Source organism: Zobellella endophytica, from assembly GCF_003012775.1.
In the GTDB taxonomy this organism is placed as follows: domain Bacteria; phylum Pseudomonadota; class Gammaproteobacteria; order Enterobacterales; family Aeromonadaceae; genus Oceanimonas; species Oceanimonas endophytica.
Genome location: NZ_PXYG01000001.1, coordinates 655,493 through 668,688 on the forward strand (window position 1 = coordinate 655,493; position 13,196 = coordinate 668,688).

Here is a 13,196-nt window from a genome sequence, read left to right on the forward strand (position 1 = left end):
TTGTGTTTCGGAGTATTCCCATGATCAGTGTGTTCGACATGTTCAGTATCGGCATCGGCCCTTCCTCCTCCCATACCGTGGGTCCCATGCGGGCGGCCCATGCCTTCGTGGCGGGTCTGGCGGAGCAGGGCACCCTGACCCGGGTCAGCCGGGTCGAGGTGGAATTGTTCGGCTCCCTGGGCCAGACCGGCATCGGCCATGGCACCGGCAAGGCGGTGATCCTGGGGCTGGGGGGCTTCGACCCGGAAAGCGTGGACGTGGACATGATCCCGGGCTTTCTGGCCGAGGTGGACGCCAGCCAGCGCATCCTGCTCAACCGCGAGCATGCGGCGGCGTTTCCCCGCAGCGGCGCCATCGTCTTCCATCGCCGCAAGACCCTGCCCCTGCACAGCAACGGCATGACTTGCCGGGTGTTCGAGGGTGACGCCCTGCTGGCCGAGCAGTCCTACTACTCCATCGGCGGCGGCTTTATCGTCAAGGCGGAAGAGTTCGCCGACACCAAGGCCGGCGCCCAGGCCCAGGCCGCCGCCCGGCCGGCGCCCTATCCGTTCAGGAGTGCCGCCGAGCTGCTGCGCCTGTGCCAGGAAAACGGCATGTCCATCAGCAGCCTGATGATGGCCAACGAGAAGGTCAACCGTTCCGAGGAGGAGATAGTCCGCGGCCTGCGGGAGATCTGGGGGGTGATGCAGGCCTGCGTCAAGCGCGGCTGCAAGACCGAGGGCATATTGCCGGGCGGGCTCAAGGTCAAGCGCCGGGCTCCCTCCCTCTATCGCCGGCTGACCAGCGAGTCCCAGTACAACAAGGATCCGCTGAGCGTGATGGAGTGGGTGGATCTGTTCGCGCTGGCGGTGAACGAAGAAAACGCTGCCGGCGGCCGGGTGGTGACGGCGCCGACCAACGGTGCCGCCGGCATCATTCCGGCGGTGCTGCATTACTACGACAAGTTTGTGCAACCGGTGGATGACGACGCCCTGGTGCAGTATTTCATGACCGCCGCGGCCATCGGCATCCTGTACAAGGAAAACGCCTCCATCTCCGGCGCCGAAGTGGGCTGCCAGGGCGAGGTGGGGGTGGCCTGCTCCATGGCCGCCGGGGCGCTGACCGCGGTGGTGGGCGGCACCATAGAGCATGTGGAGAACGCCGCCGAGATAGGCATGGAGCACAACCTGGGGCTGACCTGCGATCCGGTCGGTGGCCTGGTGCAGGTGCCCTGCATCGAGCGCAACGCCATGGGCTCGGTCAAGGCTATCAACGCCAGCCGGCTGGCGCTGCGCGGCGACGGCGAGCACAAGGTGTCGCTCGACAAGGTGATCAAGACCATGCGCGACACTGGCATGGACATGAAAACCAAGTACAAGGAAACCGCCCGCGGTGGCCTGGCGGTGAATATTATCGAGTGCTGACGGCGAGCGGTAAGCTCGAAGCGATAAGAGACAAAAAAGCCCGGGGAACCGGGCTTTTTTCAGCGTGATGACAAAGTCTATTACCTGCTTTTTTGCCAGATATTTCCCTTTATCGCAGCTATTTAACCCTGGTCACCTCCGCGAAGGCGGAGATCCATGACAGTGTGCACTGGACTCCCGCCTTCGCGGGAGTGACTACAGAGAATGACGAAGCTTTGTCAGCAGTCTGTTTTTTGTTCAGGGCTGGGGCTGCAGCCCTATCTGGCGGCTGCAGACAGCGGGACCGGGCTCGGACGGCAACACCGGCTGCGGGTAGAGGTGGCTCAATTCGCCCATCCGCTGCCAGATCTGCTGGCAGGTCTTGTCGTACTCGCCGTAAAAGCTGCCGTTGAGCTGGGTGTAGCGCAGCAGGAAATGACGGAACTGGCGGAACAGCGCCTTGTCTACCGGCGCCGGCGCCCGCCAGAAGGCATCCAGGCCGTTCCGGCTGGTGAGCCCTGGCACGTCATACAGCGCCTTGCCCAGGGTGATGGTCGGAATATGGTGGATCAGGGCCGAAATGCCGACGGTACTGTTGACGGTAACCACCCCCTTGCAATGGTGATACAACTCGGGCAGGGATAATTCGTAACCGTAGAACACCCTGTCCGCTACTCCCAGCCGTGCCGCTTCCCGGCACAGCAGCGACTGATAGTCGCTGTAGCCCCGGTCCATGGGGTGGTGTTTCAGCACCAGCACGTCGGCCGCGTCCGCGTGTCGGGCGAAGGAGGCCAGGATCACCCGGATGGAATGGGCCACGTCCTCGAAGTCGGAATGGGTGCGGATCTGAAAATCATCGGCCACCTGCAGCGGCAGCAGGAAGAGATGGCCGGAATGCCGGTCGATCAGGTTTTGTTGCAGCCCCAGATCGATGTTCTTGTGGCGATACTTGGTGGCCCAGCCTTTCAGCCAGGCGATGGCTTCGGTCCAGTAGGGCCGGTGCCGGTGATGGCGATAGTGGGGGTAGATCCGGCCACCGAGCTGCATCGACAGATAATAGCGGATGGCGTAATAGATACGCCGGCGAAAGGTGGGAGAAATGATGAAATGATCCGACTCGTCCACCTTTTCCACCGTCGGCAGCATCTGCGCCAGGTTGTCATACCAGGGACTGTGGGCGTTGACGCCGCCCTTTTCCAGGGTGATGTAATCGGGGCGCAGGTAGCCCTCTTCAAACACCCAGAAGTCGATATCCTGGTCGAGGCAGAGGCTGCGGGCGGCGCAGTGATACTCGCGGCAATCACTGTAGCAGAACACGGCGTCGATACCGTGCCGTTTGACGTAATCGGCCAGAAACGCCGGCCAGTCCTGCAGGGTGCCACGGTAGCCGACGTTGCTGCCGGCGCAGGGCCAGCAGCCTTCTCCGGCGTTGAAGTGAATTTTATGGACTTTGATGCCCTTCTTGGCCAGGAACCGAGAAAAATATTGAAAAAAAGGTCCCAATGGTCCCTGGAGTAGCAAAACCGACTGCATTCATTGTTCCGTTGGCTATATTTTTCTTCGATGAAAATAAGCGGTGCTGACCGCCGCCCATCTCGTTATCCGGCACTCGTACAAGGGCGCATATTAACACAGCTTGTTGCCGCTGAGCACCTTCTGATCCCGTTTTACGACAGTATCCTGCGGTCGGAGCCGTGGTGGCAAGTGGGAAGGGAGGAGAGCAGGGCCGCATGGGCCCCGGATAGCAGACAGCTAGCGGGGCCGAGGCCCCGCTATGGTCCTGGGAATTATTTCACTTTCATGCCCGGCTGGGCGCCGGCCTGGGGCTCGAGGATCCACAGGTCCTTGCCGCCGGGGCCGGCGGCAAGGACCATGCCTTCGCTCATGCCGAAACGCATCTTGCGCGGGGCCAGGTTGGCGACCATGACGGTGAGCTTGCCTTCCAGATCTTCGGGCAGGTAGGCGGACTTGATGCCGGCGAACACCTGGCGGGTCTCGCCGCCCAGATCCAGCTGCAGCTTGAGCAGCTTGTCCGCCTCCGGCACCGCTTCCGCCTTCTTGATCAGCGCGACCCGCAGATCCACCTTGGCGAAGTCGTCGAAGCCGATGGTGTCGGCGATGGGGTCGTCGGCCAGGGGACCGCTGGGCTTGACGGCCTGCTCGGCGGCCAAATCCTCCCGGGAGGCATCCACCATGGCGGCCACCTTGTCCGCCTCGATGCGGCTGAACAGGGCGCTGAACTTGTTGACCCTGTGGGCCAGCAGCGGCTCGGCTACGGCGTCCCATTCGAGGGTAGTGTCGAGGAAAGCCTCGGCCCGCTCGGCCAGTGTCGGCATCACCGGCTTGAGGTAGGTCAGCAACACCCGGAACAGGTTCAATCCTAACGAGCAGATGGCCTGCAGCTCTGCCTCCTTGCCTTCCTGCTTGGCCACCACCCAGGGCGCCTTGTCGTCCACGTAGCGGTTGGCCCTGTCGGCCAGGGCCATGATCTCGCGGATGGCGCGGCCGAATTCGCGCTGCTCGTAATACTGGCCGATGCGCTCGGCGGCGTCGGCGAACTCGGCGTACAGGGTCGGCTCGGTACAATCGGCGGAAAGCTGTCCGTCGAAGCGTTTGGCAATGAAGCCGGCGTTGCGCGAGGCCAGGTTGACCAGTTTGTTGACCACGTCTGCGTTCACCCGGGCGACGAAGTCGTCCAGGTTGAGATCCAGATCGTCGATGCGGCTGGACAGCTTGGCGGCGTAGTAGTAGCGCAGGCACTCGGGATCCAGGTGGGCGAGGTAGGTGTCGGCCTTGATAAAGGTGCCCTTGGACTTGGACATCTTGGCGCCGTTGACGGTGACGTAGCCGTGCACAAAGATATTGCTCGGCTTGCGAAAGCCGCTGCCCTCGAGCATGGCCGGCCAGAACAGGCTGTGGAAGTAGACGATGTCCTTGCCGATGAAGTGGTACAGCTCGGCGTCGCTGTCCGCCTTCCAGTAATCGTCGAAGTTCAGGTCACCGCGCCGGTCGCAGTAGTTCTTGAACGAGCCCATGTAGCCGATGGGGGCATCCAGCCACACGTAAAAGTACTTGCCCGGGGCGTCGGGGATCTCGAAGCCGAAGTAGGGCGCGTCGCGGGTGATGTCCCACTGCTGCAGGCCGGCCTCGAACCACTCTTCCAGTTTGTTGGCCATTTCTTCCTGCAGGGCGCCGGAGCGGGTCCAGGCCTTGAGCATGCCCTCGAACTGGGGCAGGTCGAAGAAGAAGTGCTCGGTGTCTTTCATCACCGGGGTGGCGCCGGACACCGCCGATTTGGGATCGATCAGCTCCGCCGGGGTGTAGGTGGCGCCGCACACCTCGCAGTTGTCGCCGTACTGATCTTCCGCCTTGCAGCTGGGGCAGGTGCCTTTCACGAACCGGTCCGGCAGGAACATGTTCTGCTCGGGATCGTACAGCTGGGAAATGGTGCGGCTCTGGATAAAGCCGTTGGCCTTGAGCTTGCCGTAGATCAATTCCGCCAACTCGCGGTTTTCCGCGCTGTGGGTGGAGTGGTAGTTGTCAAAGCCGATGTTGAAGCGGTCGAAGTCGGCTTTGTGCTCCTGCTGCACCGCGGCGATCATCTGCTCGGTATCCAGGCCTAGTTGCTTGGCCTTGAGCATGATGGGGGTGCCGTGGGCGTCGTCGGCGCAGATAAAATGGACCTGATGACCACGCATTCGCTGATAGCGAACCCAGATGTCGGCCTGAATGTGTTCCAGCATATGACCAAGGTGGATGGAGCCGTTGGCATAGGGAAGGGCGCAGGTAACGAGAATCTTACGTGGATCGGTAGCCATAATTTCCATTTTGTCGAATCAATTACGTGGGACCGAGCATGTTACCCGAGTTTTTTCTGTTATACACTCCCCGCCAGTTTTTTCCCTTTTTAAAGCGTTTTGAACAAGGAGTGTGACATGACATCAGCCTGTCTGATCGCCGATATCGGCGGCACCAACGCCCGTTTTGCACTGGTAAACGAAGGATCGCTGGCGGTGCGGGATATCCGGGTATTGCAGGTCGCGGCCTTTGCCGGCATCGAGCCGGCCATCCGCCATTACCTGGCCGAGATGGGCCAGCCGCTGGAGGGTGTCAAGCGGGCTTGCCTGGCCATCGCCTGCCCGGTGGAACAGGACCGGATTGCCATGACCAACGGCGGCTGGGTGTTTTCCCGGCAGGCGTTGCAACGGGCGCTGGCGCTGAGCGAGCTGCGCGTCATCAACGACTATGCCGCCCTGGCCTACAGCATTCCGCATCTGGCGGAGCATGAGAAGGTGAGGGTTGGCGGCGGCGAGGCGCGCGGCGGCTATCCCATCGCCCTGCTCGGTCCCGGCACCGGCCTGGGGGTGGGCGGGCTCGTCGGCGGCCGGCCCCTGGTTACCGAAGGGGGTCACGTGGACTTTGCCCCCAATGACGAGGTTGAGCTGGCCATGCTGCGCTTTCTGTGGCGGGAATACCCTCACGTGTCCGCCGAGCGGCTGTTGTCGGGCATGGGTCTCGAGAACATCTACCGGGCGCTGTGCGCATATCACGGCGAAACGGCGGAAAGCTACAGCGCCGCCGACATCGGCCGCCATGCCCTGGCCGGCAGCGATCAACGCTGTGTCGACACCGTGGCACGCTTCTTCGCCATCCTGGGGTCGGTGGCGGGCAACCTGGCCCTGACCATGGGCGCACTCGGCGGTATCTACATCACCGGCGGCATAGTGCCGCGCCTGCTGCCGTGCCTGTCCCGCAGCCCGTTCCGCGAGCGGTTCGAAGCCAAGGGGCGCTTTCATGACTATATGGCCGGCATCGGTACCTGGGTGGTGGTGGCCGAGCAGCCCGGCCTGCTGGGGGCGGCGGTGGCCTTGCTGGAGCGGGAGGCGATATGAGCGACTGGACGGGCCGGCACATCCTGGTGGTGGACGATGACGAGGAGATCTGCATCCTGCTGAAGTCCTACCTGGAGCGCAGCGGCTTTCGGGTGAGTTCCCTCAACAGCGGTGAACGCCTGCTGCAGGCGCTGGAACTGGCCCAGCCGGACATGATCATCCTGGATGTGATGATGCCCGGCGACGACGGCTTCAGCCTGTGCGGCCAGGTGCGCAAGGTCTCCTCGGTGCCGATCATCATGCTCACCGCCTCGGCGGAAGAAAGTGATCGTATCATCGGGCTCGAGCTGGGCGCCGACGACTACGTACCCAAGCCGTTCAGCCCGCGCGAGCTGTTGGCGCGAGTCAAGGCGATTTTCCGCCGGGTGGGCGGACTGGTGCCGGGCGGCCATCACCGCTACTACTGTTTTGCCGGCTGGCAGCTGGACACGGTCAACCGCAGCCTGATCGATCCCCAGGGCCAGGAGCATCCGCTGAGCGGCGCCGATTATGGCCTGCTGCTGCTGTTCCTGGAGCGGCCGGGCGAGGTGCTGAGCCGGGACGACCTGCTGGGGCTGACCCGGGGGCGAGAAGCCAACCCCTTCGATCGCAGCATCGATGTACAGCTCAGCCGGCTGCGCCAGCGGCTGGGGGAGGACGCCAAGGATCCCCATATCATCAAGACGGTGCGCGGCGCCGGCTATGTGCTGGCGGTGGCGGTGGAGCCACGATGAGACGCTGGCTGCGCTGGCCCAACTCCCTGCTCGGGCGGATGTCGCTGGTGATGATCCTGGGGGTGGTGCTGGCCCAACTGGTCAGTAACACGGTCTGGGTGCAGCAGCTCAACAAGGACAAGGCCGAATCGGCGGCGCGCCTGGCCGAGGAGCTGGCCGACAGCGTGGCCTCCACGGTCAACTTCTTCCGTGCCCTGCCGCGCAACTACCAGCATCTGGTGCTGTCCCAGCTCAGGGACATGGGGGGTACCCGCTTCTTTGTGTCCCTCAACCGGGAGTTCATCGAGATCCAGGACATTCCCGACTCCCCGGTCAAGACCATCGTCACCCGCCGCTTCGAGCAGGAGCTGCGCCGGCGCCTGGGCGGGGCACTCGAGCTGCACATCGGGGTATCCCATCCCCAGAGCCTGCATGTGTACAAAAACGATGTGCGGCTGCTGGACCTGCCCGCCCGCTGGGCCCAGCAGAGCCAGATCCACGACCCGGACGCGCCGCCCATCCTGGTGATGCAGTTGGCCATGGGCGAGGGCGACTGGCTCTACCTGGCTGCCCTGCTGCCCGACCGGACCCTGCTGGCACCGACTTCCTACCTGGACGGCGAACGACTGCTGTTCCTGACCCTGCTGGTGCTGGTGTTGGTGCTGGCCGGCGCCCTCGTGTTCCGCTGGCTCAATCGACCGCTGCGCCGACTGGCCCGGGCCGCCGAGCGGCTGGGCCGGGGGCTGGACGTGGCCAAGCTCGACGAGAGCGGGCCGCGGGAGATCCGCGCCACCGCCCGGGCCTTCAACCTGATGCAGGACCGGATAGGGCGCTTTATCGCCGATCGGGAGCGGCTGTTTTCGGCTATCTCCCACGATCTCAAGACCCCCATCACCCGGCTGCGGCTGCGCGCCGAGCTGCTCGACGACGAGCAGGCCAGGGCCAAGTTCGAGCAGGATTTGCTGGCATTGGAGCAGATGGTCAAGGGGGCGCTCGACTGTGCCCGGGGCACCGATATCCGTGAGCCGGTCACCCGCATCGATCTGTACGCCCTGCTGCAGACCCTGTGTGACGATGCCGCCCTGATGGGAGCCGAGGTGACCCTGCAGGGACGGGCACCGGCCTTCTTTCACGGCAAGGCGCTGGCGCTCAGGCGCGGTTTCGGCAATTTGATCGACAACGCCGTCTTCTACGGCCACTCGGCCGAGGTGACCCTCACCGAGTACGGTGGCTGGCTGGAGGTGCAGATCCGCGACCGGGGCCCGGGCATACCGGAGGCGGCGCTGGAGCTGGTGTTCGAGCCCTACTACCGGCTGGAGTCCTCCCGCAGCCGCCACACCGGCGGCACCGGCCTGGGCCTTAGCATCGCCCGCAACATAGTGCATGCCCACGGCGGCGAGCTGACCCTGGCCAACGGCCCCGAGGGCGGCCTGGTGGTGTCGGTACGGCTGCCCCGGGGCAGCGGTTGAACTGCGAACTGTGATCCTGGTGTTGCTTATCCGTCAATTTATTAACACTTCGTTACAATTCATTTCCTTATGTAACCGACCCCCGGGATCCCCCGTGCTTTAATCTGATGGTGCTCCCGGGCGGGAGTCCTCCACAGCGTGAAACCATAAAAAGGGAACCTTCATGAAAAAGTTACGGAAATCGATTCTCGGCGTGATCTGCGCGGGCCTGGTGGCGCCGTCGGCCTGGGCGGGCAAGGTGGAAGTGCTGCATTTCTGGACCTCCGGTGGCGAGGCCAAATCGGCGGCGGTGCTGAAGGAATTGCTCGAAGCCGAGGGTCATGGCTGGGAAGATTTCGCGGTGGCCGGTGGCGGTGGCGAAAGCGCCATGACGGTGCTCAAGTCCCGGGCGGTGTCCGGCAATCCGCCCAGCGCCGCCCAGATCAAGGGGCCGGACATTCAGGAATGGGCCGAGCTGGGCCTGCTGGCCAACCTGGACACGGTGGCCCTGCAGGGCGGCTGGGACGAGCGGCTGCCCAGGGTGGTGGCGGACGTGATGCGCCATGACGGCCACTACGTGGCGGTGCCGGTGAACGTGCACCGGGTCAACTGGCTGTGGGCCAACCCGGCGGTGTTCGACCAGGTGGGGGTGAGCGTGCCGACCAGCTGGGATGAATTCCTCGCCGCCGCCGACCAGATCCAGGCCGCCGGCATCATTCCCCTGGCCCACGGCGGCCAGGCCTGGCAGGACGCCACCCTGTTCGAAGCGGTGGCCCTGGGCAAGGGGGGCGTGGATTTTTATCGCAAGGCCTTCGTCGAGCATGACGAGGCGACCCTGTCCGGCCCGCAGATGGTGGCGGTACTGTCCCTGTTCAAGCAACTGCGCGACTATATCGACGCCGATGCCCCGGGACGGGACTGGAACATCGCCACCGCCATGGTGATCAACGGCGACGCCGCCATGCAGGTGATGGGCGACTGGGCCAAGGGCGAGTTCAGTGCCGCCGGCAAGGTGGCCGGTCAGGACTATGTGTGCGTGGCCGCGCCGGACACCCTGGACGCCTTCACCTTCAATATCGACAGCTTCGCCATGTTCGAGCAGCGCAACGACGACGATGTGCAGGCCCAGAAGGATCTGGCCCGGCTCATCATGGAGCCGACTTTCCAGGAAACCTTCAACCTCAACAAGGGCTCCATCCCCGCCCGTACCGGCCTGCCCCGGGACAAGTTCGACCGCTGTGCCCACCAGTCGATGGACGACTTCGTGCGCAGCGCCCAGAGCGACACCCTGGTGCCCAGCATGGCCCACGGCATGGCCACCAGCTCCGCCATCCAGGGCGCCATCTATGACGTGGCGACCAATTTCTTCAACAGCGCCGACATGAGCGCCGAAGATGCCGCCCGGCAGATGGCGAGAGCGGTGAAGGCCGCCATCTGAGTCCGGTGGGCGGGCTCTCGCCCGCCCGTCGTCTTCCGGTCTTATCTCAGGGATTTGACATGACCAAGTATTCCATGACCCGGGCTTTGCCGCGGGGAGAGGCCCCTGTCCGCGCCGGCGGCGGCCTGGCGGACCGGCTGCAGTGCTGGTTGCCCAGGCTGGTGCTGGGGCCGACCATGATCACCACCTTGCTGTTCGTGTACGGTTTCGTGGCCTGGACGGTGCTGCTGTCCTTCACCTCGTCCCGTTTCCTGCCCAAGTACGATTTCGTGGGCTGGCTGCAGTACCAGCGGCTGCTGGACAACGAACGCTGGAGCGTGGCCTCGCTCAATATCCTGATCTTCGGCGGGCTCTTTATCCTGATCTGCCTCGCCATCGGGGTGTTGCTGGCGGTGCTGCTGGATCAGCAGATCCGCGCCGAGGGCGCCATCCGTACCGTCTTCCTCTATCCCATGGCGCTGTCCTTCATCGTCACCGGCACCGCCTGGAAGTGGATCCTCAACCCCGGCCTGGGGCTGGAGAAGCTGGTGCGGGACTGGGGTGTCGAGTCCTTCACCTTCGACTGGCTGGTCAACCCGGACCTGGCCATCTACACCCTGGTGATCGCCGCGGTGTGGCAGTCGTCGGGGTTCGTGATGGCGCTGTTCCTGGCCGGCCTGCGCGGGGTGGACAACGACATCATCAAGGCGGCCCAGCTCGACGGCGCCGGCCTGTTCACCATCTACCGGCGCATCATACTGCCCTATCTGCGGCCGGTGTTTTTCAGCGCCTTTATCATCCTCTCCCATATCGCCATCAAGAGCTTCGATCTGGTGATGGCGCTGACCGGCGGCGGCCCCGGCTATGCCACCGATCTGCCGGCCACCTTTATGTACACCACCGCCTTCAGCCGCGGCCAGATGGGCCTGGGCTCGGCCAGCGCGGTGATGATGCTGGGGGTAGTGCTGGCCATTTTGATCCCCTACCTGTATTCCGAGCTGAGAGGTAAGCGTCATGGTTAAATCTGCGGCCAATCCGCTGGGGCGCGTGCTGCTGTACGGCGTGCTGGGACTGGCGGTGCTGTTCTACCTGCTGCCGTTGCTGGTGATGGTGTTCACTTCCTTCAAGAGCATGGCCGACATCCGCGGCGGCAACCTGCTGGCGCTGCCGGAGCTGTGGGTGCTGGAGGCCTGGAGCAGGGCCTGGGGCAGCGCCTGCACCGGGGTGAGCTGCGAGGGGGTACAGCCCTATTTCTGGAATTCCTTCGCCATCACGGTGCCGGCGGTGCTGATCTCTACCCTGCTCGGCTCCCTCAACGGCTATGTGCTGACCAAGTGGCGTTTCCGGGGCTCGGAGCTGTTTTTCGGTGCCATGCTGCTGGGCTGCTTCATCCCCTTCCAGGTGGTGATACTGCCGATGGCCCAGACCCTGGGCTGGCTGGGCCTGGCCAACACCATTCCGGGCCTGGTGTTCGTGCACGTGGTCTACGGCATGGCCTTTACCACCCTGTTTTTCCGCAATTTCTACGTGGCGGTGCCGACCGAGCTGGTGAGTGCGGCGCGCATCGACGGGGCCGGTTTCTTCCGTATCTACTGGTGCATCATTCTGCCGGTGTCGGCGCCCATCTTCGTGGTGACCATCATCTGGCAGTTCACCCAGGTATGGAACGATTTCCTGTTCGGGGTGGTGTATTCCGGCGGGGATACCCAGCCGGTCACGGTGGCGCTGAACAACCTGGTGAACAGTTCGACCGGGGTGAAGGAGTACAACGTGGACATGGCGGCGGCGATGATAGCGGCGCTGCCGACCCTGCTGGTGTATGTGCTGGCGGGCAAGTATTTCGTGCGCGGCCTGACCGCCGGCGCGGTGAAGGGATGATGAAGCGGCATGGGTGGCAGGGAATGGCGGCGCACCGTCCAAAGGGACAACTCCGCCGACACGCCGTAAGACATGACACTCGCTGTTTCAGCCTGCTGCGAACATTCACCGGATGTTCGGTCAGTCTGAAACGGCTCGTCACGGCGAGGCAAGCTCGCCCCATGGGGGCTCGGACATGCCATCCCTGGCATGTCACGGTCGGCGGAGCCGCTCCCTTTGACCGTCACCCGACTAGGGCGTTGTCTGTCCACCATGGCGACGCGGCAATATATTGAAGAGGACGCCATCATGGCAGCATTGGCAATTGAGAACGTAAAGAAAAGCTTTGGCGATACCCAGGTGCTCAAGGGCATCGATATCGACATCAAGGACGGGGAGTTCCTGATCCTGGTGGGACCTTCCGGCTGCGGCAAGTCGACCCTGATGAACGCCATCGCCGGGCTGGAGGAGGTGACCTCCGGCGATATCCGTATCGGCGAGCGGGTGGTCACCGGGCTGCAACCCAAGGACAGGGACATCGCCATGGTGTTCCAGTCCTATGCGCTCTACCCGAGCATGACGGTGCGCGACAATATCGCCTTCGGCCTGGAGATCCGCAAGGTGCCCAGGGCCGAGCGGGAGCAGGAAGTGCAGCGGGTGGCGGAGTTGTTGCAGATAAGCCACCTATTGGACCGCAAGCCGTCCCAGCTCAGCGGCGGCCAGCGCCAGCGGGTGGCCATGGGGCGGGCGCTGGCGCGCCGGCCCAAGATTTACCTGTTCGACGAGCCGCTCAGCAACCTGGACGCCAAGCTGCGGGTGGAGATGCGTACCGAGATCAAGAAGCTGCACCAGCGCCTGGGCACTACCATCGTCTATGTGACCCACGATCAGATAGAGGCGATGACCCTGGCGGATCGCATCGCGGTGATGAAGGACGGCATCGTCCAGCAGTTCGGCACGCCGCGGGAAATCTACGAGAACCCGGTGAACATGTTTGTGGCCGGCTTTATGGGCTCGCCGGCGATGAACTTCCTGCGCGGCGAGCTGGTGGCGGGCGAGCAGGGGCTGGGGGTGCAGGTGCTCAACGGCGACGGCGAGGTCTTCGTCTTCCCCCTGGGGCCAGATACCCAGGGCTTGACCGGCCGGCTGGGCCAGGAGGTGGTGCTGGGCATCCGTCCCGAGCACCTGACCCAGGTGATCCCCCATCAGCAAGGGCTGGCGCAGGTGTGCCGCTTTCGGGCACGGCTGGAAGTGGTGGAGCCGACCGGGCCCGATACCCTGGTGGAGGTGCAGCTCAACGGCCAGGGCATCAACTGCCGGGTGCACCCGGCCGAAGCGGGCCGGGCCGGCGAGAGCATGGCGCTGATGGCGGACATGGGCAAGGCGGTGCTGTTTGACCCGGCGACCGGGCAACGGTTGCTGTAAGTCCTTCGGCGCATCTAATCCCCTTTACGGCCCGGGCCGGCGTTTCGCCGACCCGGGCTTTTTGGTAGAGTGCGGGGCGGACT

10 protein-coding genes are annotated in these 13,196 nt (G+C 64.0%); 8 read left to right on the plus strand and 2 right to left on the minus strand.

The window, feature by feature from the left end:
• The first annotated feature begins 20 nt into the window (after positions 1-20).
• Positions 21-1,403: an L-serine ammonia-lyase gene (locus C7H85_RS02905; RefSeq protein ID WP_106728200.1), complete on the plus strand. Its 1,383-nt coding sequence runs from the start codon at positions 21-23 to the stop codon at positions 1,401-1,403.
• A gap of 237 nt (positions 1,404-1,640) precedes the next feature.
• On the opposite strand, the gene C7H85_RS02910 is transcribed toward C7H85_RS02905, so the two are convergent.
• Both C7H85_RS02910 and metG read right to left on the minus strand, forming a co-directional pair.
• Entirely contained in the window at positions 1,641-2,915 is a 1,275-nt protein-coding gene (locus tag C7H85_RS02910) for a capsule biosynthesis protein (protein ID WP_106728201.1), read from the minus strand.
• 254 nt (positions 2,916-3,169) lie between these two features.
• A complete protein-coding gene (metG, locus tag C7H85_RS02915; protein ID WP_106728615.1) occupies positions 3,170-5,200 on the minus strand; it encodes a methionine--tRNA ligase in 2,031 nt (676 codons plus the stop codon).
• 117 nt (positions 5,201-5,317) lie between these two features.
• Between metG and glk the strand changes: the two genes are divergently transcribed.
• The 7 genes from glk to C7H85_RS02950 all read left to right on the plus strand — a co-directional run bounded on the left by glk (position 5,318) and on the right by C7H85_RS02950 (position 13,113).
• Entirely contained in the window at positions 5,318-6,274 is a 957-nt protein-coding gene (glk, locus tag C7H85_RS02920; protein ID WP_106728202.1) for a glucokinase, read from the plus strand.
• On the plus strand, positions 6,271-6,987 hold the full coding sequence (locus C7H85_RS02925; protein ID WP_106728203.1) for a response regulator: 717 nt from the start codon (positions 6,271-6,273) through the stop codon (positions 6,985-6,987). Before glk ends, C7H85_RS02925 begins: the two co-directional genes overlap by 4 nt.
• A complete protein-coding gene (locus tag C7H85_RS02930; RefSeq protein ID WP_106728204.1) occupies positions 6,984-8,435 on the plus strand; it encodes an ATP-binding protein in 1,452 nt (483 codons plus the stop codon). The genes C7H85_RS02925 and C7H85_RS02930 overlap by 4 nt, the downstream gene beginning before the upstream one ends.
• 163 nt (positions 8,436-8,598) lie before the next feature.
• Positions 8,599-9,852 (plus strand): ABC transporter substrate-binding protein, encoded by a 1,254-nt coding sequence (locus C7H85_RS02935; RefSeq protein ID WP_106728205.1) that lies wholly within the window; start codon positions 8,599-8,601, stop codon positions 9,850-9,852.
• 59 nt (positions 9,853-9,911) lie between these two features.
• Positions 9,912-10,853, plus strand: a complete 942-nt coding sequence (locus C7H85_RS02940) for a carbohydrate ABC transporter permease (RefSeq protein ID WP_245879543.1) — start codon at positions 9,912-9,914, stop codon at positions 10,851-10,853.
• Positions 10,846-11,709 carry a carbohydrate ABC transporter permease gene (locus C7H85_RS02945; RefSeq protein WP_106728206.1) on the plus strand — a complete coding sequence of 288 codons (864 nt, stop codon included), beginning with the start codon at positions 10,846-10,848 and terminating at the stop codon, positions 11,707-11,709. Before C7H85_RS02940 ends, C7H85_RS02945 begins: the two co-directional genes overlap by 8 nt.
• A gap of 288 nt (positions 11,710-11,997) precedes the next feature.
• Complete coding sequence (locus tag C7H85_RS02950) at positions 11,998-13,113, plus strand: ABC transporter ATP-binding protein (protein WP_106728617.1); 1,116 nt, start codon at positions 11,998-12,000, stop codon at positions 13,111-13,113.
• Positions 13,114-13,196 lie beyond the last annotated feature (83 nt).

Bases quoted from the DNA above. Each gene is read 5' to 3' on its own strand.
- C7H85_RS02905 (WP_106728200.1), top strand. From the start codon at position 21: ATGATCAGTGTGTTCGACATGTTCAGTATCGGCATCGGCCCTTCCTCC.
- C7H85_RS02910 (WP_106728201.1), bottom strand. From the start codon at position 2,915: ATGCAGTCGGTTTTGCTACTCCAGGGACCATTGGGACCTTTTTTTCAA.
- metG (WP_106728615.1), bottom strand. From the start codon at position 5,200: ATGGCTACCGATCCACGTAAGATTCTCGTTACCTGCGCCCTTCCCTAT.
- glk (WP_106728202.1), top strand. From the start codon at position 5,318: ATGACATCAGCCTGTCTGATCGCCGATATCGGCGGCACCAACGCCCGT.
- C7H85_RS02925 (WP_106728203.1), top strand. From the start codon at position 6,271: ATGAGCGACTGGACGGGCCGGCACATCCTGGTGGTGGACGATGACGAG.
- C7H85_RS02930 (WP_106728204.1), top strand. From the start codon at position 6,984: ATGAGACGCTGGCTGCGCTGGCCCAACTCCCTGCTCGGGCGGATGTCG.
- C7H85_RS02935 (WP_106728205.1), top strand. From the start codon at position 8,599: ATGAAAAAGTTACGGAAATCGATTCTCGGCGTGATCTGCGCGGGCCTG.
- C7H85_RS02940 (WP_245879543.1), top strand. From the start codon at position 9,912: ATGACCAAGTATTCCATGACCCGGGCTTTGCCGCGGGGAGAGGCCCCT.
- C7H85_RS02945 (WP_106728206.1), top strand. From the start codon at position 10,846: ATGGTTAAATCTGCGGCCAATCCGCTGGGGCGCGTGCTGCTGTACGGC.
- C7H85_RS02950 (WP_106728617.1), top strand. From the start codon at position 11,998: ATGGCAGCATTGGCAATTGAGAACGTAAAGAAAAGCTTTGGCGATACC.